The 21846-nt window shown below is 48.7% G+C and carries 19 protein-coding genes; 3 read left to right on the forward strand and 16 right to left on the reverse strand.

The window, feature by feature from the left end; all coding sequences use genetic code 11:
* The coding region (gene purB / locus ACWB0I_RS10725) for an adenylosuccinate lyase (RefSeq protein WP_479388057.1) at positions 1-1223 on the forward strand (1223 nt) is incomplete at its 5' end.
* 418 nt (positions 1224-1641) lie between these two features.
* On the forward strand, positions 1642-3540 hold the full coding sequence (gene ftsH / locus ACWB0I_RS10730; protein ID WP_479388058.1) for an ATP-dependent zinc metalloprotease FtsH: 1899 nt from the start codon (positions 1642-1644) through the stop codon (positions 3538-3540).
* 349 nt (positions 3541-3889) lie between these two features.
* Here ftsH and ACWB0I_RS10735 read toward each other — a convergent pair whose 3' ends face one another.
* The 15 genes from ACWB0I_RS10735 to ACWB0I_RS10805 all read right to left on the reverse strand — a co-directional run bounded on the left by ACWB0I_RS10735 (position 3890) and on the right by ACWB0I_RS10805 (position 19556).
* Complete coding sequence (locus ACWB0I_RS10735; protein ID WP_479388059.1) at positions 3890-4684, reverse strand: dihydroorotate dehydrogenase electron transfer subunit; 795 nt, start codon at positions 4682-4684, stop codon at positions 3890-3892.
* The gene (locus ACWB0I_RS10740; protein WP_479388060.1) at positions 4677-5594 is read right to left on the reverse strand and encodes a dihydroorotate dehydrogenase; all 918 of its coding nucleotides are present in this window, start codon (positions 5592-5594) and stop codon (positions 4677-4679) included. Before ACWB0I_RS10740 ends, ACWB0I_RS10735 begins: the two co-directional genes overlap by 8 nt.
* An 8-nt stretch (positions 5595-5602) precedes the next feature.
* Positions 5603-6082: an aspartate carbamoyltransferase regulatory subunit gene (locus ACWB0I_RS10745; protein ID WP_479388061.1), complete on the reverse strand. Its 480-nt coding sequence runs from the start codon at positions 6080-6082 to the stop codon at positions 5603-5605.
* Positions 6079-6999 carry an aspartate carbamoyltransferase gene (gene pyrB, locus ACWB0I_RS10750; protein ID WP_479388062.1) on the reverse strand — a complete coding sequence of 307 codons (921 nt, stop codon included), beginning with the start codon at positions 6997-6999 and terminating at the stop codon, positions 6079-6081. Before pyrB ends, ACWB0I_RS10745 begins: the two co-directional genes overlap by 4 nt.
* A 118-nt stretch (positions 7000-7117) precedes the next feature.
* Positions 7118-7807, reverse strand: coding sequence for an orotidine 5'-phosphate decarboxylase / HUMPS family protein (locus ACWB0I_RS10755; protein ID WP_479388063.1), 690 nt, complete (start codon positions 7805-7807; stop codon positions 7118-7120).
* Between the two features lie 3 nt (positions 7808-7810).
* The gene (gene pyrE, locus ACWB0I_RS10760) at positions 7811-8455 is read right to left on the reverse strand and encodes an orotate phosphoribosyltransferase (protein ID WP_479388064.1); all 645 of its coding nucleotides are present in this window, start codon (positions 8453-8455) and stop codon (positions 7811-7813) included.
* Positions 8430-9704: a dihydroorotase gene (locus ACWB0I_RS10765; RefSeq protein ID WP_479388065.1), complete on the reverse strand. Its 1275-nt coding sequence runs from the start codon at positions 9702-9704 to the stop codon at positions 8430-8432. Before ACWB0I_RS10765 ends, pyrE begins: the two co-directional genes overlap by 26 nt.
* 130 nt (positions 9705-9834) lie before the next feature.
* Entirely contained in the window at positions 9835-11268 is a 1434-nt protein-coding gene (gene purF / locus ACWB0I_RS10770) for an amidophosphoribosyltransferase (RefSeq protein ID WP_479388066.1), read from the reverse strand.
* 9 nt (positions 11269-11277) lie between these two features.
* Positions 11278-11874, reverse strand: a complete 597-nt coding sequence (gene purN, locus ACWB0I_RS10775; RefSeq protein ID WP_479388067.1) for a phosphoribosylglycinamide formyltransferase — start codon at positions 11872-11874, stop codon at positions 11278-11280.
* Positions 11871-13118: a phosphoribosylamine--glycine ligase gene (gene purD, locus ACWB0I_RS10780; RefSeq protein WP_479388068.1), complete on the reverse strand. Its 1248-nt coding sequence runs from the start codon at positions 13116-13118 to the stop codon at positions 11871-11873. The genes purN and purD overlap by 4 nt, the downstream gene beginning before the upstream one ends.
* A gap of 484 nt (positions 13119-13602) precedes the next feature.
* The gene (gene thrC, locus ACWB0I_RS10785) at positions 13603-14910 is read right to left on the reverse strand and encodes a threonine synthase (protein ID WP_479388069.1); all 1308 of its coding nucleotides are present in this window, start codon (positions 14908-14910) and stop codon (positions 13603-13605) included.
* 3 nt (positions 14911-14913) lie between these two features.
* On the reverse strand, positions 14914-15873 hold the full coding sequence (locus ACWB0I_RS10790) for a homoserine kinase (protein WP_479388070.1): 960 nt from the start codon (positions 15871-15873) through the stop codon (positions 14914-14916).
* Entirely contained in the window at positions 15870-17273 is a 1404-nt protein-coding gene (locus ACWB0I_RS10795; RefSeq protein ID WP_479388071.1) for an aspartate kinase, read from the reverse strand. Before ACWB0I_RS10795 ends, ACWB0I_RS10790 begins: the two co-directional genes overlap by 4 nt.
* Positions 17274-17684: 411 nt before the next feature.
* Positions 17685-18602 (reverse strand): carboxypeptidase-like regulatory domain-containing protein, encoded by a 918-nt coding sequence (locus tag ACWB0I_RS10800; protein ID WP_479388072.1) that lies wholly within the window; start codon positions 18600-18602, stop codon positions 17685-17687.
* A 387-nt stretch (positions 18603-18989) separates the two neighbouring features.
* Positions 18990-19556: a YbhB/YbcL family Raf kinase inhibitor-like protein gene (locus ACWB0I_RS10805; protein ID WP_479388073.1), complete on the reverse strand. Its 567-nt coding sequence runs from the start codon at positions 19554-19556 to the stop codon at positions 18990-18992.
* Positions 19557-19672: 116 nt separating this feature from the next.
* Here ACWB0I_RS10805 and ACWB0I_RS10810 point away from each other — a divergent pair, with 116 nt between their 5' ends.
* Positions 19673-20428 (forward strand): Mut7-C RNAse domain-containing protein, encoded by a 756-nt coding sequence (locus ACWB0I_RS10810; protein ID WP_479388074.1) that lies wholly within the window; start codon positions 19673-19675, stop codon positions 20426-20428.
* A gap of 98 nt (positions 20429-20526) precedes the next feature.
* Here ACWB0I_RS10810 and lipA read toward each other — a convergent pair whose 3' ends face one another.
* Positions 20527-21420, reverse strand: a complete 894-nt coding sequence (gene lipA / locus ACWB0I_RS10815; RefSeq protein WP_479388075.1) for a lipoyl synthase — start codon at positions 21418-21420, stop codon at positions 20527-20529.
* Positions 21421-21846 lie beyond the last annotated feature (426 nt).

Below are 21846 nucleotides of genomic sequence, written 5' to 3' on the forward strand. Positions count from 1 at the left end.
CGGGTCTGTTTCCGAAACTGACAGACCAGGAACAGGAGACAATCGCCTTTTACCTGAACCATTTCTCCATGGAAGATTACCTGCGCATTAAAGAAATCGAAAAAACGCTGAACCACGATGTTAAATCCTGCGAGGTCTTTTTGCGCCAGAAACTCGGGCTGCGCAATCCGAACATGATTCACTTTGGCCTGACCTCAGAAGACGTAAACAACCTGGCCTACTCTCTGCTTTTGCGCGATTATTTGGACAAGGAGCAGTTACCGCTGCTTGAGCAACTCATGCGGCAATTACTGATCTTTGTCAGGAGCTGGAAGGATGTGCCCTTTCCGGCCCGTACGCACGGCCAGATGGCCTCGCCCAGCACAGCGGGCAAGGAATTGGCTGTCTTTCTGAATCGCCTGTTGCGCGTTTACAAAGAGCTTAAGGCCTTCCGTTTTCCGGCGAAATTAAACGGCGCCACTGGTAACTTTTCGGCTTTTAAGGCTGCCTTTCCCAGGTACGATTGGCTCCGCTTTTCGCGTCAATTTCTGCAGGAGTTAGGATTTGAAGCCAATCTGGTCACCACACAGATCGAAGATCATGATGGCTGGGCGCGCTATCTGAACCTGACCAAGTTGCTGAACAACATTGTGCTGGATCTGGACCGCGACATGTGGCTCTACCTCACTCTGGGCTATTTTGTGCTGGAGACCGATCCCGGCGCTGTGGGTTCTTCGACCATGCCACACAAGGTTAATCCTATTAACTTTGAAAACAGCGAAGGCAATTTACAGCTGGCTGTGGCTCTGATCAACGGCATTGTGGACAAGTTGGGGCAATCGCGTCTGCAACGCGATCTTTCGGATAGTACGGTAACGCGCAATTTAGGCGTGGCTCTGGCGCACGGACATCTGGCATTGACGGAAACCCTGCGAGGCTTGAGCCGCCTGCAGGTCAACCGGGCCTTTTGTTGGAGCGAACTGGAACGCCATCCTGAACTGCTGGCCGAACCCATTCAAACCATCCTGCGCCGGGAAGGCTTAGAAGATCCCTACAATCTGTTGAAAGAGATGACGCGCGGTCGGCAAATCACGGCAGAGGATTGGTCGCGTTTTATTGAAAATCTGGAGGTAGATCAAAAAGTTAAGCAGGAGTTGTTGAACTTAAAAGTCTCCAGCTACATCGGAGAAGCAGAGCGCATTTGCCATCTGGTAATTGAGGCGGTGGAGCAGGAACTGGAGTGAGAACCCGTGCGGGCCAGCCGCCTGCCATTCCGAGTCCCGATCTGGGCGGACATGGAATCCTTTACACCCAGAACTGTCATTCTGAGTCCCGATTCATCGGGAGGAAGAATCCCTTTCACTGGCAGACAATTGCCAAACACACCGTAACTCGAGCTTCAGCTCGAGACCTTTGCACGGTAGAAGCGATATCTCTCCGCTCTGTCCCGAGGCAGTCGGGGCATCGGTCGAGTGTAAGCTTCAAACGCAGACCTCTAAGCAGAGCCTTGTAAGCCCCTGGCAAAATATCTCTTTGGCTTGCCCCTGTTTTCCTGTAACCTGACGGCGATTTTTACACCAAATAAGAAAAATATTTTGAATTTTAAATTTAAATTTATAGTATGAGCTATAACATATTGATCCCTAATACAGGAGGCATCCTATGGAAAAGCGCGTCAAATTTTCAATCTGGTATTATCTGTTCATTATTGGTTTGATCCTTGTTTTTGATTTTTTGTTTTTTTCCGGCCCCAAGGTTCAGGAAATTTCTTACAAACAATTTCGGGATTACCTGGCCCAGGGAAAGATTGAAAGTGTCGTACTAACCACCGACAAAATTTACGGATTGCTCAAAAGTGAAGATAGTTTAAAAACGAAAGAAGGAGAAACATTTAAGCCTGCTTTAAAACATACGCCCTGGCATTTAAATCTGGAAAAATATGCCCAGGAATACGAACAACAGGTAAAACGCCAATTTATTGTGATTCGTGTAGAAGACAAAAATTTGATTGAAGACCTGCAGGCTGCTGGAGTCGATTATCGGGGCAAGCTGTCCAGTGATTGGTTTACCAATTTTTTGTTAAATTGGATTATTCCCTTTGGCATTCTGTTTTTGATCTGGGGCTATGCCTTTAGCCGAATGGGCAAGGGGCCTGGCGTTTTAAACATTGGCAAGAGCAAAGCTAAAATTTACGAATTTGATCCTGATAAGCGCATTACATTCAAGGATGTGGCCGGCATTGACGAAGCCGTGGAAGAGGTAAAGGAAGTGGTGCATTTTCTTAAAGAGCCTGAGAAATACACGCGTCTGGGGGCCCGATTGCCTAAAGGGATTTTACTGGTCGGCCCTCCTGGAACAGGTAAAACCCTGCTGGCTCGCGCCGTAGCCGGTGAGGCTGGAGTTCCCTTTTTCAGCATGAGCGGCTCGGATTTTGTGGAAATGTTTGTGGGAGTTGGCGCAGCCCGAGTACGTGATCTGTTTAATGAAGCCAGGGCCAAAGCCCCCTGCATTATCTTTATTGATGAATTAGATGCTATTGGCAAGAGTCGGGCCGGTAAAATAGCCGTTAGCGGCGGTTACGATGAACGGGAAAATACTCTGAACCAGTTATTGATCGAAATGGATGGTTTTGATCCCAAGAGCGGTATTGTCATCATGGGCGCCACCAACCGTCCGGAAATTCTTGATCCGGCCTTGCTGCGTCCGGGCCGTTTTGATCGCCAGATTCTGGTGGATCGCCCGGACTTCAAGGGTCGCGTCGATATTCTGAAGGTACATACGCGAAATCTGATCATGGCCGACGATGTTGACCTGGAGCAGATCGCCGCCATGACAACGGGATTTGTTGGGGCTGATCTGGCCAATCTGTGCAATGAAGCCGCTCTGATGGCCTCGCGTAAGGGACGGGACAAAGTAACCATGGAAGACTTTCATGAAGCATTCGAACGCGTGGTTGCCGGCCTGGAAAAGAAAAACCGGGTGATTAATGAACAGGAGCGCAAAATCGTCGCCTACCACGAATCCGGCCATGCCATTGTTGGCTACTTAACGCCAGGCGCCGAACGCGTACAAAAGGTCTCCATTGTGCCGCGCGGTTTAGGCGCGCTGGGGTACACCCTGCAAACGCCCACGGAAGACCGCTTTTTAATGTCCAGACAGGAATTATTGGGAAAAATCAAAGGACTACTTGGAGGTCGGGCCGCCGAAGAGATCGTGTTTGGCGAAATCTCTACCGGCGCTTCGAATGATCTGGAACGGGCTACCAAAATTGCACGCAGCATGATTGTGGTTTATGGAATGAGTAAACGGTTGCCCAATATCTCCTTGGTACAGAATACCGCCGGTCAGTTTTTGGGTCAGGGACCCGATTTGAGCCCGCATTCGGAAAAAGTGGAACAGATGATCGACGAAGAAGTGCTGGAAATTATTGATCAGTGTTACAAAGAAGACCTTGAACTTTTAAAGCAAAAACGCGATCAGTTGGAAGCCATGGCCCAACGTTTGCTGGAAAAAGAAAATATTGATGCCAAAGATGTAGAAGAGATCATGAAGAGCAGGTAACAGGGGGTGGACTTTTACCTGACGGCTACGAGTCCTCACTCATTGTCATTTCGACCTATGCCCCGCTCTGGCGGGTCAAATCGAAGAAGGTGTAAGGGCGAAAGCATTTTAATAAAGATGGTTCCATTTAGCGCGACCTCTGTGTTTACGAGTTAAGCAAAACTTTGCAAAAAATGCTTCGCCTTTACAAAGGTCTCGAGCTGAAGCTCGAGTTGCGAAGCGAGCGACAGGCGGCACGAGCAACCACTTCTCAGGCACAATTCGACGTTTGACAAAAGTTCGAATTTGGCTGTGCACGAGGCTCTTTTTGGGTAATTCGAAATTTGGACAGGGAGAGTCGCAAAGTAGGTTAGCGAGAAGCCGCTACACGGCGGCCCGAAGCATCGCGATGGGCCATGCCCAGCTCGCTCACCTCTTTCAGATCATTTTGATTGAGCACCGGCCCTTCCACACAAAGACGCACCCCGGAATCGTCTAACACGCACTGGCCACAAATACCAATGCCGCACTTCATGTAGCGCTCCATGCAAAACTCGTAGGGAATATCCAGTGGGTCAATTAATTCCTTAACTTTAACAAACATGATTTCCGGTCCGGCCGCGTAAATGAATTTTATGTTTTCTTTCCTGATGATTTCGATTAGATCATCGGTTACCAGGCCCTTTTTGCCGGCCGAACCATCATCGGTGGTAACATAGCAATGGGCGGAACGTTTTTTAAAATCGTCCAGAAAGATCAGTTCATAGTCCCGGGCCGCCCCCAGCAAACTGACAAAGCGCCTGCCTTGCTGCGATAGTTCATGGGCCAGAATGCGCAGGGGCGCTATGCCAATTCCGCCGCCAATCAGCAGAGCGTTGTCATGATGCGTAAAACCACGGCCGAACGGCCCGCGAATTCCCAGCCGATCTCCTGTATTCAATTCCATCAGCGCGCTGGAAAAGGGCCCGTAGGCCTTAACCGAAATTTCCAGCCAGTCCTCACCCAAAGCCGAAACAGAGTACGGTTTTTCATCCACGCCCGGCAGCCAGACATTGACAAACTGTCCGGCACAGACATCGATCATGCGTTCAAAATAAAAGCTCTTTACGCCCGGGCCGTGTTCCACAATCTTTTGAATGGGAAAGGTTTGCATCAAATCACTCATGGGCCAGACCTCGAATATCTTCAACTGAATGGAATTCGTGCTTTTGCAGGTAAGCGTCAATACCAGCGGCTACTTTCTGAAACACATCGATTCCCTGGTAGTACACGGCCGTGCCAATGCCGATCAGAGTGGCGCCGGCCAGCAATAACTGAATGGCATCTTCGGGCTGGGTTACGCCGCCGGTGCCAATAATGGGCAGGTTGACCGAACGGTACACCTCGTAAACCGATTTTACCGCAATGGGTAGAATGGCCGGGCCCGAAACCCCTCCGGTTCGGTTGGAAAGCACCGGTTTGCGCACTTCAATATCTATGAGCATGCCCGGACCGACGGTGTTAATGGCCGTAATGGCGTCCGCGCCATGATCCTGACAAACCTTTGCCAGGCGGCCGATACCCGGCCCGTGAGGGCCGAGCTTAATGGAAACGGGAATATGGCCCGCGTGCTTCTTTACAATCGCCGTTACCTTAGCGGTGTCTTCCAGACTATCTCCAAAGGGCTGACCAAATTCCGAATGGACATTGGGACAGGAGACATTCACCTCGATTAAATCCGGTTCGGCTTCCACAGTGCGTTGCGTGACCTCGGCAAACTCATCGATGGTTCGCCCAAAAATGGAAGCAAAAATTGGAGCTGAAGAACGCGCTTTAAATTTGCGAATCTCCTGAACCATTTCATCGATGCCCGGATTGGAAAGCCCGACGGCATTGAGCAAACCGTGACGAAAGGGAATGATGCTCGGATTCCTGTGTCCCTTGCGCCACTCTTTGTTAAAGGATTTGGTGGTTACCGCTCCGGCGCCGCCCACTTCAATCACGCGATGCATGGAAGAAGCGGTCAAGCCTAAAATGCCGGAAGCCAGCACCGTAGGGTTCTTTAATGTTAGATTTAAAAATCGTACCTGGCTCATCGTGCTTCTCACCGGATGATTGGTTCCAGTTCAGAGAGATCGAAAATGCGTTCGCAGTAGGCGCATTTCACCTGTTTGGATTCGGCATCCACCGCTTCGAATAGGGTTTCGCTCTCTTTTTCCAGATTGGTAATGCAATTGGGATTTTTACACAGCAATAAATTTTTGATGACTTTGGGCGCCTGAACAACGACCTTGCTGTACACCTTGTAATCTTTAATCGCCTTAATGGTAACACCCGGCACCACTATGGAGATGTGCTGAATGATTTCCGGCGCCAGAAAATCGAGTTGCAGTTTAATCAGATCTTTACGGCCCATCTTCTGGCTGTCGTAATTGATGCCCAGTGTTACGGGCACATCTTTCATTTCTTCATAACGGGCAATGATTTCCAGGATTTTGACGCCATCGCCGGCTGGAATGTGATCAATCACAATACCCGATTTGATTTTAGGGATCATCAACATCGTTTCATTTTTTTGGCTCATAACTCAACTCCCAGATGTTTCAATAAAATGGCCTGGCGCATGATTACGCCATTACGCGCCTGCGGGAAATAACCTGCGTACTTTGTTTTATCCACATCGTAGGCAATTTCGTTTACGCGGGGCAGAGGATGCAACACACGCAAATGGGAACGTGCGCCTTCCAACATGGCCGCCGTCAGGCGATACGAATCTTTAACCTTTTCATATTCCAGCAGGTCCGGAAAACGCTCGCGCTGGATGCGCGTCATGTACAACACATCGCATTTGGTAATCACTTCTTCCAGATGATTGGTTTCGTAAAATTTAAACTTTTCCGGTTCATCGCTCATTTTAAAATAGGACGGTAAACGGAGCGACTCGGGCGCTACCAGGTAATATTCGCTTACTCCGAACTTCATCAGGGCCCGAAACAATGAATGGACGGTGCGCGAGTATTTCAGATCGCCCACAAAGGCTACCGTAATATTTCTGATTTTGCCCAGGTCTTTTTCGATGGTGTACAGATCAAGTAAGGTTTGTGTGGGATGCTGATTGGAACCATCGCCGGCATTGATGACCGGCAAGGCTGTGGATTGGGCAGCCATGCGCGCCGTACCTTCACCAGGATGGCGAATGACCATGATGTCGCAGTAATTCTCCACAGTGTGGATGGTGTCCACAAACGATTCGCCTTTGGAAACCGATGTGGCTGATTGTTCGGCAAAACCGATAACGCTGCCTCCCAGGCGGTGCATGGCAGATTCAAAGCTCAGGCGCGTGCGCGTGCTCGGCTCGAAAAACATGGCGGCCATAATTTTGCCGGGCAACAAGCGCACACGTTTTTCGGCCGGCATCTGCTCCACCTCATGGGCTAAAGCCAGATACTCTTTAACTTCGTCTACCGTAAGGTCTTCCATTGAAATAAGGTCTTTTTTCATTTTAACCCTCAAGTTTGATTCGCACTTTATGTTTTAATATTTTAACAAGGAAATCCAGGAAGACGCAAAGCCCCCAAATACATTTAAAAGGCTATTCTTTGCACGTTCTACACTTTGTTTAATCCATTTTCAAGGCTTGTTGCACCTCGTCCAGATATTTCAATGGTTGCTCTGCGCCCAACAGGGCCCGCCCTACAATCAGATAATGGGTTCGAATAAAATCGAATTGCGCCGGATTGCCGCCTTGCTTTCCAAAGCCGGGCGAATAGAATACCGCCTGTTGGGCATCCGGCATTTGTGCTACGATTTCGCGGGCGGCTTCTGGTTTGGTCAGGGGTACCACAAAACGGGTGACGCCCAGTGCGGCCGCACGTTTGTAAATATCCAGCAGGGCAGCATCATCCAGATAGCCTCCTTCTGAAACACGGTATTTAGGATGGGTCATTACCCCGCCAACAATGACCGTTAAGTTCTTTTCCTGCAGCGCTTTTACCCAGGCCTCCAGGGTGGCCGGACCAGCCTGAGGGAACAGAATCACCTCATCCAGAGCGCAGCGTTTCATGAGTTCTGCAAAACGCTGGCCCATGTCCGGAATATCCGTGGCCGCTTTTTGATGATCATAAATGATGGGTTTATCCGAAAATTGGCGGATCGTTTCCACGACCCCGGGCAGACCGTGTGTCAATCCGGCAAGGAAACCCAATTTGTAGCCATAAATCAGTTCATGGCCATCAATTTCTTCTACTAAATTTTCAATGCGCTGCAGATCGTCGGTGTCTAAGGCTGGAATTAATTTGCGTATTTTCACCTGTTAAGCTCCTTGGTAAAATCGTTCCAACAGTTCAAAGCGCTGGTCATTTCTTTGTTTCAGGTAATGAATGATATCCTGCAAGGAGATGATCGATTCCAGTGGTACGTTGGGCAATTCTCCTTGCTGATGTTGCGTGCGGCGATCGACCGTGACCAGAATACCTTCAATCGTGGTCTGAAAATGTTGTTTCAGCAGGTCGATGGCCTCTATTTTGGTTCCACCGGTAGTTAAAACATCGTCGATTATCAGAACATGGTCCTCAGGTTGCGGCTGGTAGCCCACAAATATTCCGCCTTCGCCATGTTGTTTGGCTTCTTTACGGCTGTAAAAGGTTTGCAGATTTTTCTGAAAGAGTTCGTAATAGGCCACAACCGTCGCAGTGGCCAGAGAGATTCCTTTGTAGGGCGGGCCGTAGAGCACTGTTGTTTGTGGGAATTTGTCATGAATCTTTTGCGCCAGGGCCTGGCCCAGGGTGCGATAAGCGCTTCCGGAATGGATATCGCCCAAATTAATAAAAAAGGGCGACTTAAGGCCCGATTTGAGCGTAAACTCCCCGAAGCGCAGGGCCTTTTGTTCGATCAGGAAATCGATAAATTGTTCTGCGGCCAGATCCGTCTGCTTAGACGGCCATCCCTTTGGTGTCATTGACAAATTTTCCTTTCTGATATTTAACAATGCCGTTTACCATGGTCAGTTCAACCTTCCAGCGAAAATCAAAGTCTTCGTAAAGATTAAGACCGCTCCTGGTAATAACCGGCTCATCATGAGGTCCGTGGTCATAACGTTTTACCATGACCAGATCGGCCCAGTTGCCTTCTTTAATCCCATCTCGTTCTCGGATACCATAACACTCTGCACTGGCCCGGGCAATCAGACTGTTGAGCTGGCTCCATTGAATCACACCGGCGGCGATCAGATGCAACAACTGGGGCATCAACCACTCGATAGCAGCTATTCCCGAAGGTGGATTTGGACTCTGTTTTTCCGAAAGCGTGTGGGGAGCATGATCTGTGCCGAAAAAGTCAATGATGCCTGTAGTCAGCCCCTCCAGCAAAGCCTGCTGATCGTCTCCGGAGCGGATGGGGGGATTAACCTGCATGACCGCGCCCCGTTTCAAATAGTCCTCCTGCGTAAAAAACAGATAGTGCGGACAGGTTTCGCCCCACACGTCAAACCCTTCGGCCTTCATTCTCCTAAGCCAGTGCACCTCGTCTCGCGTATTCATATGACAAATGACCACACGTGGCCTTTTTGCTTCATCAATCTTTTTTAAAGTTTTTTCGATTTTTTGAAGAGCGCCAACCACGGCCGCCCGCGGTCGCCATTCATGGTGGGGGAGCTCGTCTTTTTTTTCGGTTAAAAAATAACTCTCGTCTTCGGCGTGGATGGAAACCGTAGCATAGTGCTCAAACAATTGCTGAAGAACAGACTCATCGGTAATGGCCGGTAAGGCCGAGGACTTTGCCATGTAGATTTTTACGGATTTTACAAGATCGTCGGTTTCCAGGCAGCGGCCTTTTACGGCGTGTAACATGATTCCCCAATTAATCAGCGATTTGGCCATAAACCGTTTTCGTTTCTCCAGCGCTCGCCGCTGGTTGGTCGTAGGAGGTTTGTTGTTGGGCATATCGATTACGGTAGTTACACCGCCTTTTAGCGCTGCCCGCGAAGCATTAGCAATTCCTTCTTTGTACATCTGTCCGGGTTCGCGAAAATGGACGTGGGGATCGATGGCTCCGGGCAAAATAACACAGCCTCGCGCGTCCAGGGTGTTAACGCTTTTGGGAGGATTGAATGAACGACCCAGAGAAACGATACGTCCCTGCTCAATTTCGATGTGCCCCTCTTCAAAATAGCCTTCGGTTGTTAACCAGCGGGCATTTTTAATGATCATGACTTAATCCTGTTGATTTTTTCTTTTCATTCGGCACGGGCCAAATTGATTGTCATTTCGACCGATGCTCCGACGCAGTCGGGGCAGAGCAGAGAAATCTATCATCGCTCTTGCCACATCTCCACCGTTCTCAAACGCGGTTTGACTCCAGCTTTTCCTTTTCAATGGCTTCCAGAACTTCTTCCCCCACGCCGGTCGGGTACCGACCTGAAAAACAGGCGTGACAGATCGGTAAATTTTTGTACAAATCGATCAGGTCTTCCAGGTCCTGGTAAATCACCACATCGGCGCCCAGATACTGACGGATTTCATCCACTGTGTAGTGCGAAGCGAGAATCTCTCGTTTAACCGACATATCTATGCCGTAAATGCATGGATGTTTAACCGGAGGGGACGCGGAAATAAAATAGACTTCGTTAGCTCCAGCAGAGCGCAACATTTCTACAATGCGTTTGGAGGTTGTTCCGCGAACAATGGAGTCGTCGACTACGGCTACCTTTTTGTCTTTTACAATATCGCGAATGGGATTCAGTTTGCGGCGTACCATCTGCTCCCGTTCCTTCTGGCCCGGTGTAATAAAGGTGCGCCCCATGTGGTGATTTTTGGCCAGCCCGCGACGATAAGGGATTCCCAGCTCTTCGGCTATGGCTGAAGCAAAGAAGTAAGCCGAATTGGGCACATCGATGATGATGTCCGGTTTCAAGCCGCTCTCTTTGATCTTGTGGGCCAGGCGCTGGCCCATGCGCACGCGTTCCGAGGCCACCAGACGGTCGTGGATAATGGAGTCTTCGCGGGCGAAGTAGATGTACTCAAACACGCAAAACGCCTGACGTTGGGTCAGTCCAATTTTGGTGTGAATTTTACGCTCTTCATCGATGAACACCATTTCGCCTGGCTGTAAATCACGCATTTTTTCATAGCCCAGGAAATCAAAGGTGGTGCTTTCCGAAGCAAAGGCGTAGATCACTCCTTTATCGGTAAATTTTCTTCCCATGACCAGCGGTCTGATGCCAAAAGGATCGGTAAAGGCCAAAAGGCCCTTGTTGGCAATGATGGTAATGGCCGAATAAGCGCCCTGCACAATCTGTTGCACGCCCTGCACTGAGTCGAAGATATCATCCACTGTTAAGTTGCGTAAATCTTTTTGTTCCAGTTGCGTGGCCAGGGTGTACAAAATGAGAGCGACATCGTTGGAAGTATCCAGCAGACGGTGGTGCTCCTCATATAGCTTGTGTCGTAATTCGTTAAAATTGACCACATTGCCATTGTGAACCATGGCCAGGCCGTAGGGGTAATTGACGGCGATGGGTTGGGCATCCACGGCTTCGGTGGAACCGATGGTGGAGTAGCGTACGTGCCCCAATCCGATTTCTCCTTTAAAGCGCTCCAGGGGTAGATTTTTGAACACCGTGCTCACCGACCCATTGCCCTTGTGCATCTTGAACGAGCCATTGAAAACGACCAGACCGGCAGAATCCTGCCCACGGTGTTGTAGAGTTTCCAAACCGTTGATGATATCGGCGGCTACATCTTTGTAGCCGTAAACGCCAATCACGCCACACATTGTATCTGTTTACTCCTTTGTTTGTCGATTAAATTCTCCGCTAAAAACTTTTTTCAGAGCCTGGCTGTAAAATTCGTGTTCGGCCTGTAAGCCGCGTTGTTCAACCTCTTGCAGGGTGCTGGCTCCGCGTAAATCCACCGAACGCTGGGCAATGATCGGCCCTGTATCTACGCCTTCGTCCACAAAATGCACGGTAATTTTGGTTTCCGCAAGTTTATTTTCGAAGGCCCATTCGTAACCGCCCACGCCCTTAAATTGTCGGGTATCGGCCGGATGAATGTTGATAATGCGGTTCCTGTAAGCGCGTACAAACAGCGGACTGAGAATGCGCATGAATCCGGCCAGGACAATGTAATCAACCTGGTACGGTTTTAAAAGATCAATGACCTGCTGTTCAAATTCGTTTCTGCTCTTGCCCTTTGAAGGAATGACGGCTGTAGGGAGGCCAAAACTTTGAGCCACCTTCAGGCCTTCGGCCTCCGGTTTGTTCGAAAAAACCAGCACCACCTGACAGACCTTTTTTAAAATGCCGTCTTTCACCTGCTTTACAATAGCTTCCATGTTGCTCCCGCGCCCTGAAATAAAAATGGCAATGCGTTTTTTCATTGGAGCAATCCTTTTTTGCCAATATCCTTTCGGTAGTACATTTTTTCAAAATGGATTTTTTGCACTTCGCTGTAAACGTGGTCGATTGCTCGCGAGAGTGTAGGAGCGTGCGCTACAACATTGAGTACGCGCCCTCCGGCCGTGACAATCTGCCCGTGCTCTTTTTTGGTACCGGCGTGAAATACCAGGGTCCCGTCATTAAGCTGATCCAGACTGCTGATGATCTTGCCCTTTTCGTAAGCTCCGGGATATCCGCCGGAAGCCAGAACTACATCCACAAAGTAGCCGTCATTCATCTCCAGCGAAACGCTTTCCAGTCTTTCATCAAGACTGGCCTGAATTAAGGTCAGTAGATCGCTTTTTAGGGCCGGCAGAATGACCTCTGTTTCCGGGTCGCCAAACCGGACGTTGTATTCTAAAAGTTTGGGGCCTTCGCGGGTGAGCATTAAGCCGAAATAGAGTACTCCGTGGTAATCCAGCTGTTCGGCTTGTAGCCCTTTCAGCGTTGGTTCAACGATCTGTCTCTGCACTTCTTTCAACACTTCATCGCTACAGATCGGTACCGGACAGTAAGCCCCCATGCCACCGGTATTGGGACCTTTGTCTCCATCAAATACCGCTTTGTGATCCTGCGAGGGCGTTAACAATTTTATGGTTTTCCCATCTGTAATGCCGATAACCGACAGCTCCTGCCCGGTGAACTTTTGCTCAATAAAAAAAGGCGCTGTGTCTCCATAACGCCTTTTTAACTCTTCCAATGCCTGGTAGGCTTCATCTACAGAATGGCAGACAAAGACGCCTTTTCCGGCAGCCAGGCCGTCGTATTTCACAACCAGCTGGCCATTGAGCTGCTCGATCACCTGCTCAATGTCGTCACCGTCTTCCAGAAGCCAGAAGTCAGCGGTAGCCACGCCGTATTTTTTCATAAACTTTTTGGCGTAAATTTTGGAACTTTCCAGCCTGGCAGCCTGCTGGCTGGGGCCAAATACTCTGATTTTTTTCCCTTTAAAATAATCGACAATCCCTCTGGCCAGCGGGTCTTCCGGCCCTACAACCAGTAATTCAATCTCTTTTTCAGTGCAAAACTGTTCGATGCTTTCAAAATCGTTGGTAGCAATAGCCACGTTGTTCCAGGTGCCCCCATTGCCCGGCAGACAGAACACGTTTTGTTGGCCCACACTCTGTGCCAGTTTCCAGGCCAGGGCATGTTCACGACCGCCTGATCCGATGACAGCTATTTTCATCTCACGCTTCCTTCTTTATTGCGATATTTCAGTAATTCAAAACATCTTGTGTTCACAGACTCAATTTAATTAAAAACCGTCCGATTGCAAAATGGAAGTTTTCTAAACTTTTTTCGAAAATCACCTTATTACCGTAAATTTCATTGCTTTGCAAATTGCAAATTGACAGCGCCTTTTATTTTCCGGTTCAGTTCCTGGAATCGGGAGCGATGGGAGATTTTTACCCTGTGTAATAGGGTAGCCTCGAGCTGAAGCTCGAGTTGCGGTGTGTTTGGCAATTGTCTGCCAGTGAAAGGGATTCTTCCTCCCGCTGAAGCGGGGTCGGAATGACAGTTCTGGGGGTAAAGGATTCCGTCTTCGACCAGAGCGGATTCCAGATGACAGGCGGCATCAGCCCACGCCTCTTAAGCACAATGTGTCATTCTCAAAAAATCTCGAATTTCGAAATTCGAGATAGTCTCAGTAGGCGGCTTCTTTGTACTCTCTAACCGTTGGTCATCAGCCACTCTTTAAACTGTTCGTAGGTGTTGCCCAGTAAAATGGACTTCTTTTCTTTTTTCATGGTTTCGGCCAAACGTTTAGGAACTTTTACCTGCTGGCCGCAACTCTCTTCAACTGCCTGTTTAAACTTGGCCGGATGGGCGGTTTCCAGTACAATTTTCTGCCAGTTTTCTGCCCCCTGTTTTTTGACAAACGATTCCAGGGCCAGTAATCCCACTGCCCCGTGCGGATCAAAGATGTAACCATAGGTTTCGAACGCTGACCTGATAGCCTGTCGTGTCTGGTCATCACTGAAACTGGCTCCGTAAATAACAGATGAAATCAGTTTATGATCGAGATCGAACAGATCCACAATGCGGTAAAAATTGCTGGGATTGCCCACATCCATGGCATTGGACAGGGTAGGTCGAACCACACGCGGGGTAAATCTTCCGCTTCTTAAATATTGCAAAAAAACATCATTGACGTTCATGGCCGAAACAAATTGCCGGATGGCAGCGCCCATGCGCTGGGCCATTAGTCCGCCCGTTAAATTGCCCAGGTTGCCGCTGGGAACCGAAACCACAAGGGGCTGATCCTTTGCCGCTAATTGTCTCGAAGCATAGGTGTAGTAAAAAGACTGGGGCAACAGTCTGGCCATATTGATGGAATTAGCCGAGGTCAGGTTGAATGTGCGCCGCAGCTCTTGATCGGCAAAGGCCTGTTTTACCAATTGCTGGCAATCATCAAAGGTCCCTTTAATTTCCAGAGCCGCCACATTACCTTTGAGTGTAGTCAGTTGTTTTTCCTGGATTTCACTAACCATTCCGGAAGGGTACAGCAGAATGACGCGCACATTCTGTTTATTGTAAAAACCGTGGGCCACGGCGCTGCCGGTATCGCCGGAGGTAGCAACCAGAATGGTTAGCTCTTTACTCTCTTTTTGCGTGATCAATTCCACCAGCTGGGCCATGAACTGCGCGCCAAAATCCTTAAAGGCCAGGGTAGGTCCGTGAAAGAGTTCCAGTACAAACAGATCCGCTTTAAGCGGCACAAGATGCGGCGTGAAATCAAAGGCCGAATGCACCAATTGCTCGATCTCGTCATCCGTAAAATCTTCCTCCAAAAAAGGTCTGGCCATGTGGAAAGCAATTTCCTGAAAAGTCATTTTAGGCAGATGGCTGATGACCCGGAGAGAGAGTTGCGGAATGGCCTGGGGCATGAACAATCCGCCATCCGAAGCAAGGCCCTGTAAAACGACCTCTTTGAGCGAGTAAGTCTTTGTTCTGTTTTTGGTGGAGTAGAAACGCATGATCTATTCCTCAATTTGGATGACTTGCGGTCCATGTGGATTGATCGGCGACAGGTAAAGATCAAAATCCAGGCCAATATTTCGGTACACATTGGCCATGGCGTCGCTGCAGCGGCGGGCCATTTCTTGCGATGTGCTTAAGGCGAACAGAGAAGGCCCGGACCCGGAAATACCGCTGCCCAGAGCTCCGGCCTTGAGAGCGGCCTGGCGGGCTTCCTGGTAGCCGGGGATGATTTTACCGCGCACCGGCTCCACAATCACATCTTTAAGGCTGCGACTGATTAAATCAAAATCGCTTTTTTGCAGGCCGATCACCAGTCCGGCGATGTTGCCCCACTGCTGAATGGCATCTTTTAAGGCGATTTGCTGGCGCAAGATATTGCGCATGTCCGCGGTTTTGATCTCAAGTTTGGGATGAACAATGGTGCAATGTAGTTCCTGGGGGTAGTCAATAGCAATGACTTCCAGCGGGTTCATGCTGCGAATGACCACAAAACCGCCGAAAAGACAGGCTGACACGTTGTCGGCGTGAACATGGCTGCCACTGGTCAATTTTTCACCTTCCAGGGCAAAGGTCAATAACTGTTCTTTGCTTAACGGCTCTTCTAAGAATTGATTTACGGCCCACACAGCCGCCACGGCGCTGGCTGCGCTGGAGCCGAGCCCGGTCCCGATGTCCATTTTTTTGTAGATTTCCATTTCAAACCCTGCCTTTAGATGGAGTTCCTCCATCATGGCCAGCACGGCTTTACCGGCGGTGTTTTTGTCTGTTTCCGTGGGGATGGAATCGTGTCCGCCTTCAATGCGCGTGATCTTTAGACCGCGGCCGGAACTACGGCTCAGACGCACCACATCGCCTGGCTGGTGGAGCGCAAAGCCCATGATGTCAAAACCGCAGCTCACATTGGTGACCGTGGCCGGTGCAAATACTCTGACCGCTTTTACATTTTTCCTGAGTTTCATGCCTCTTTATCCCGGGATGTGTCAAAAAATTCCTGATGAATGGCCTGTAGGGCAGCAGTAGCATCTTTTTCTTCGACCACAAAAGAGATATTTAATTCAGAAGAGCCCTGGGCAATGGCCACAATATTGATGCCCTGTCGGCCCAGTGAACTGAACACCTTGCCGGCAATGCCGCGCGTGTGTCGCATCTTTTCGCCCACCACGGCAATCACGGAAAGGTCGGTTTCTACCTGGATTCGCGTTACCGTTTTTTCTAAAAGTTCCAATTTAAGCTCCTGTTCCAGAGCCTGACGCGCGGTTTCAGCAAATGCAGGCAGCACCCCGAAGCAGATGGAGTGTTCGGAAGAAGCCTGTGAAATTAGAATGATGTTGACCTGTTCACGAGCCAGAGCCGTAAAAATGCGTCCTGCGATTCCGGTGGCGCCAACCATCCCGCTGCCGATCACACTGACCAGAGCGATGGAATCCAGAGAAGAGATGCCTTTGATCATGTAGGGCCAGGCATTGGCTTCGGCGCAAATGGTGGTGCCCGGATGCTCTGGATTCAGTGTGTTTTTAATGCGAATGGGGATTTTCTGGTCCAGCGCCGGTTGCATGGTGCGCGGATGAATGACCTGCGCGCCAAAGTGAGAAAGCTCCATGGCTTCTTCGTAAGAGATTGTCGGAATGGTGAAGGCATCTGGCACTTTACGTGGATCGCCGGTCATCACGCCGTTTACATCGCTCCAGATCTGAATTTCTTTGGCCTCCAGAGCAGCCCCCAGGATGGAGGCGGTAAAATCCGAACCGCTGCGCCCCAGGGTGGTGGTTTCGTTTTTCATGGTAGAGGCAATAAAGCCTGTGACAATCTGCAGTTGCGGATGAGTTTGAAAATAATGTTGAATGTTTTTAACCGTTTCGGGCCATAAAACCTGCGCCTGACCAAAGCGGTCGTTGGTTTTGATGATTTGTCTAGCATCCAGATATTCGGCCTTTGAACCACTGGCCCTTAAAATCTGTGTGGTAATGTAGGCCGAAAGTCGTTCGCCAAAGCTCATCACAAAATCAAGCACCCGGGCCGAAAGTTCGCGAACCAGAAAAACGCCATGCAAAACATCGTGCAGGTCGTTGAGCTGAGCGATGACCTGCGTCAGCACCTGGCTTTGCTGCTGAACGGAAATCAGGGTCTGAATGATTTGTACATGTCTGTTTTCGATCGTTTGTTCAATATCCTGGTAGCTCCGGTCTCCGGCCGCTGCTTTTTGCGCAGCTGAAATGAGTTGATCGGTTATGCCTTCAAATGCAGAAAGCACCACGCTTAGCCGTTCCGCGTTGGCCAGCTGATTTTGAATGATGGAAACTACCCGTTGAATGCGCTCCGCGTTTCTTAAAGAACTGCCGCCAAATTTTACAATTTTCATCTAAAAGTCTCCAGGTTTAATCGGGATTAAACAAAAAAACCGACCTCATGCTGAAGCCGGTTTTTTTAAATCATTGTTTATCTTAAGTCTGACTTCAGCACGAATTGAAGATTAACGTTGTTGTGGTGGTTTTTGAAATAAAAGTAAGAGCTGTTTTAGGTAAAACAGTTAAGCATGGACAAAAACTTCCGGTATTCTTTAAGGCTGTTTGCACTTTTACCTCCGCAATATTTTGCGCATTATACAACGCTTTGGGAATAAAATCAAATATTTTTGAATAAAAATACAGGTAAAAGGGCGGTCTTACGAGGGCTCAGGATTAGAGGCCCTGTAACTGGTTTAAGAAAGAGAAACAAAACAAGCGCGCCTCTGTATTAAAACAGCCCATTATGAATTTACAAAAGATGGCTCCTACTTTTTTTCTACAGACAGAATTTCATTGTCCCGCACTTGAATTTGCCATGAATGATAGGCGGCATCGGGAAAATATCGTGGATTCAGACTGAAATAAAAGGTGTAAAGCGAATTTTCGATGGTCAACGAAATATTCCAGGGTGGACCCTCAGGCGAAGCAGCGGTGTAATTGGCTGAGGCTCGGATTACGCTTTCAATTCTTTTCCATTCTTCGACAACGAGAGGAATATTGTATTTGGCCGGCAGGGTTAAAGTCACCCAATATTGATCGCCGGCAGGGGGCAATTTTTTAATCTGCAACATTCCGTAAACCAGAGCCAGCGAATCCAGGGAAGGATGATTGAAACGTAGATTGGCGATGTCAATCTGGTTGTAAATAGTGGCCGGAATTTGTAACAGTAGCTTTCCCAATTCCCAATCGGGTATGGCGTGGATGGTGTCAAGCAGATGGTCAACGGTGCGTGCCAGATCAAGGCGATATTGAATGCGACCGGCCAGACTACTGTCCAATTCCAGGGCGTCTGACAGGCGAAAGGCAAGAATGGAAGCATCATCCGTGGGCGTTGACCAAAAATTGCGATTGACTCCCAGAGAAATTTCCAGGCGCGTGGTGTCTGCTGGTTTAACAAAAACCGTTAAAGTGTCTGGTAAATACTCGGCGCGAGAAACCGCCAGAAGCTGCTCTCCGGCTTTCAGACTGTCAATCGTAAAGCGACCCAGAGAATCGGTTAGCGTTTGACGCCGATTGCTTAGCGCCTGTACGGTAGCCTGCGCAAGCGGAACAAAACTGTCGCGATCCATTACAGTGCCTGTCAGCAGGCCATATTCTTCCCGGCCGATGCTGTCTGTTGATCGCGAGCAGCTGGCCAGGAACACCAGACAGAACATGAGGCTAATCAATAATGGCTTCATCATGAACCCCCAATATCAATTTTACCTGAAAGCGTTTTTTTGTAACTGTATTCTTGTTGATTGAACTGAGAGGGATGTGTTTTTAACCTCTTTGCTGATTCCCCATTGTTTGAACGGGTGAGGGGGAAATTCAATCTGTCAGTGAAAAAGATTCTTCACCCGCTAAAGCGGGATCAGAATGACATGTCGGTACCTGCCTTCATCCCATGATCCCCTCTCCGGAAAAGTAAACGGGAAGTAAAATTTTTAAGCCAGTGTAAAGGATTTTTCTTCCCGATGAATCGGGACTCAGAATGACACTCGGTACGGGTCCTCACCCTCCAACTTCGCCTGCGGAACGAAATTCGGCACTATTTATTTGTTCAACCAATAGACCATGCAACAAATTGCCTATTTCCGGCTGTATTTGCCCATCAATTGAGCTTCGCCTAAAATGTGCCCCTGCATGGCCCGCAGCAATTCCTGTTTGGTTGCGCCCGGAGCCAGGTCCAATGTGGTATCCAGCGCGTAGAGCTTAAAAAAGTAACGATGTGTGCCGCCTGGCGGACAGGGGCCGCCATATCCAAAGCGTTTAAAATCATTCTTGCCCTGTAGGCTGCCATTATCCAGACGCTGGCTGGTTGGCACGGCTTCCGGTAACTGGCGAACGGTGTCCGGAATGTTGTAGATAACCCAATGTACCCAGGTGCCCATGGGCGCATCGGGATCATCGCTGATTAAGGCAAATGATTTTGTCCCTTCCGGCACCTCTGACCAGCTTAGCGGCGGTGAAATATCCTGGCCGTCACAGGTGAACTTGGACGGAATCATTCCTCCTTCTTCAAATGCAGCGCTGCTTAATTTCATGGCTATGGTCCCTCCCTTTTTACCTTTAACCTCAGTGGTTTTGTTTTGCGACTGGCACTGTGACCAGAGAAAAGAAAGAATAAACAAAATAATAATACTAAAGCGTGGCATGGCAACTCCCCTCAATAGGTTTCTCAGGTGAATTTAAAAAATTAATGGGGTCAATGACAATAAAAAGTAGATTTTTCTGCAAAAAAATGTAATATTAGACTTCAGAGGAGGCGAGCATGGCTGAACAAAAACAGGCTGTCTTTCGCTTTTATGCCGAATTAAACGACTTTTTACCAACCTCGCGGCGTCAAAAGGACATTTTGTACTCATTCTGGGGAAATCCGGCCGTTAAAGATGCGATTGAAGCATTGGGCATTCCGCATACCGAAGTGGATTTGATTCTGGTTAACCAGCAATCGGTTGATTTTACCTATCGCTTACAGGACGGCGACCGGGTGGCCGTTTATCCTGTTTTTGAATTGCTGGATATTCGCTCGGTTACGCGTCTGCGCCCTGAACCCTTGCGTCGCCCGCGATTCATCCTGGATTGTAACCTTGGAAAACTGACGCGCAAAATGCGTATGTTAGGTTTCGATTGCCTGTACCGGAACAACTACACTGACCAGCAGATTGTCCGCATTGCCTTACAGGAAAAGCGCATCATTTTGACTCGAGATGTTGGTCTTCTTAAAAACAGAGAAGTAACCCATGGTTACTGGGTGCGTTCTACTCAGCCGGAAAAACAGTTAAAAGAGGTTTTGCAGAAATTTGACCTCTTTCACCACATCCGACCTTTTACACGCTGTTTGCAGTGCAACGGGCTGATTGAACAGGTGGACAAAAGCAAGATTGAAGCCCGGCTGCCGCAGCGCGTGCGTCTGTCGTTTGATGAGTTTTATCAGTGTCAGAATTGCAAAAAGGTTTATTGGCAGGGCTCTCACCACCAACGGATGGAAAAGGCCATTCAGAAATTGCTCCAGCAAGGGGATTGATATTTCTTCATCCGGAAAGTTCGACCCAAATCCCTCTCTTAAAAAGATTGGCTGATTAATTGTGATAGTACCGCGTAAAAGCACCTCAGGTCATGGTCTTATTTCTCCAGTACAGGAACCTGTTCATCGGCATGGTACGAACTGCGAACCAATGGCCCGGATTCCACGTGTTTAAAGCCCAGATCGATGGCCATTCGCTTTAAGTCAGCAAATTCCTGCGGGCTGTAATAACGATCCAGAGGGTAGTGCTGTTTGGTGGGCGGCAAGTATTGCCCGATGGTTAAAATATCGCAGTCAATGGCTCTCAAATCTTTTAAAAGCTGGATTATTTCTTCAAGTGTTTCGCCCAGTCCAACCATGATCCCAGATTTGGTAACAAAGCCACGTTTTTTAGCGTGCTCCAGAACAGAGAGGGATCGATCGTAGCGCGCCTGAACACGCACATCCTTTTGCAGGCGTTCAACGGTTTCCAGATTGTGATTCAAAATTTGCGGTCTGGCCTCAAGCACTGTGTCCAGATCGTTCAAATCGCCCTTAAAATCGGGAATGAGCACTTCCACGCTGCATTTGGGATGCAATTCATGAATCAGACGAATGGTTTCGGCAAAGATAAAAGCGCCGCCGTCGGAGAGGTCGTCCCGCGCTACCGAAGTAATCACAGCGTGGCGTAAATTCAATTCTTTCACGGCTTCGGCTACGCGCCGTGGTTCGTCCAGATCGTACTCGGTCGGTTTACCTACCGTGATATTGCAAAATTTACAACTGCGTGTACAGATGTTGCCCAAAATCATAAAAGTGGCCGTACGCCGGCTCCAGCATTCGCCGATGTTGGGGCAGCGGGCGCTTTCGCAAACGGTGTGTAAGTTTTGTCGATTGATCAAATGGCGTACGTCGCTAAAGTTGTTGTCCGAACCCAATTTTATTTTCAACCAGTCCGGTCTTCGCAGGCGCGTGTTGGCTGCGCTATTTGCTGGATCTATTTTTTTTGCCAATCTGCATTACTCCATTTTTTTACTCTATCAGACTTCTGAAATATGCACATGCTCTTCGTTTCCCATCCCGTTTTATCGGGAATTTCTACAACAACAAAAAAAAGATTTTTCATGTCCCGATTTTCAGTACTCCCGGAAACAAACATTTTGCTCTTTAAACGGCCTCAATTTAAGAATTATTTCGCTATTTGCCAAAACAGAAGTGTTAATCAGAAAAAAGGAATTGGTGGGCCTTCATGGCTGCTGCGAATGTTGGCAAATTCAGTAAGATTTATTACATTAAGCCTGAAAGTAAATAACGTGGTTAATATTGGTGTTTTGAAGATTTAGTCAGGGCAGGAGAGGGAAATCATCTATTTTAGAATATTTCCCTTAAAAGATCTATTCCCGCCACAGCGGGATGCGAAAATTTTTGTGCGTGTGAGG

It is taken from the genome of Caldithrix sp. (assembly GCF_056497305.1).

Excerpts from the sequence above, each read along its gene's own strand:
- ftsH (WP_479388058.1), top strand. The coding sequence starts at position 1,642 with ATGGAAAAGCGCGTCAAATTTTCAATCTGGTATTATCTGTTCATTATT.
- ACWB0I_RS10735 (WP_479388059.1), bottom strand. The coding sequence starts at position 4,684 with ATGAGTGATTTGATGCAAACCTTTCCCATTCAAAAGATTGTGGAACAC.
- ACWB0I_RS10740 (WP_479388060.1), bottom strand. The coding sequence starts at position 5,594 with ATGAGCCAGGTACGATTTTTAAATCTAACATTAAAGAACCCTACGGTG.
- ACWB0I_RS10745 (WP_479388061.1), bottom strand. The coding sequence starts at position 6,082 with ATGAGCCAAAAAAATGAAACGATGTTGATGATCCCTAAAATCAAATCG.
- pyrB (WP_479388062.1), bottom strand. The coding sequence starts at position 6,999 with ATGAAAAAAGACCTTATTTCAATGGAAGACCTTACGGTAGACGAAGTT.
- pyrE (WP_479388064.1), bottom strand. The coding sequence starts at position 8,455 with ATGACACCAAAGGGATGGCCGTCTAAGCAGACGGATCTGGCCGCAGAA.
- ACWB0I_RS10765 (WP_479388065.1), bottom strand. The coding sequence starts at position 9,704 with ATGATCATTAAAAATGCCCGCTGGTTAACAACCGAAGGCTATTTTGAA.
- purF (WP_479388066.1), bottom strand. The coding sequence starts at position 11,268 with ATGTGTGGCGTGATTGGCGTTTACGGCTACAAAGATGTAGCCGCCGAT.
- purN (WP_479388067.1), bottom strand. The coding sequence starts at position 11,874 with ATGAAAAAACGCATTGCCATTTTTATTTCAGGGCGCGGGAGCAACATG.
- purD (WP_479388068.1), bottom strand. The coding sequence starts at position 13,118 with ATGAAAATAGCTGTCATCGGATCAGGCGGTCGTGAACATGCCCTGGCC.
- thrC (WP_479388069.1), bottom strand. The coding sequence starts at position 14,910 with ATGCGTTTCTACTCCACCAAAAACAGAACAAAGACTTACTCGCTCAAA.
- ACWB0I_RS10790 (WP_479388070.1), bottom strand. The coding sequence starts at position 15,873 with ATGAAACTCAGGAAAAATGTAAAAGCGGTCAGAGTATTTGCACCGGCC.
- ACWB0I_RS10795 (WP_479388071.1), bottom strand. The coding sequence starts at position 17,273 with ATGAAAATTGTAAAATTTGGCGGCAGTTCTTTAAGAAACGCGGAGCGC.
- ACWB0I_RS10800 (WP_479388072.1), bottom strand. The coding sequence starts at position 18,602 with ATGATGAAGCCATTATTGATTAGCCTCATGTTCTGTCTGGTGTTCCTG.
- ACWB0I_RS10805 (WP_479388073.1), bottom strand. The coding sequence starts at position 19,556 with ATGCCACGCTTTAGTATTATTATTTTGTTTATTCTTTCTTTTCTCTGG.
- ACWB0I_RS10810 (WP_479388074.1), top strand. The coding sequence starts at position 19,673 with ATGGCTGAACAAAAACAGGCTGTCTTTCGCTTTTATGCCGAATTAAAC.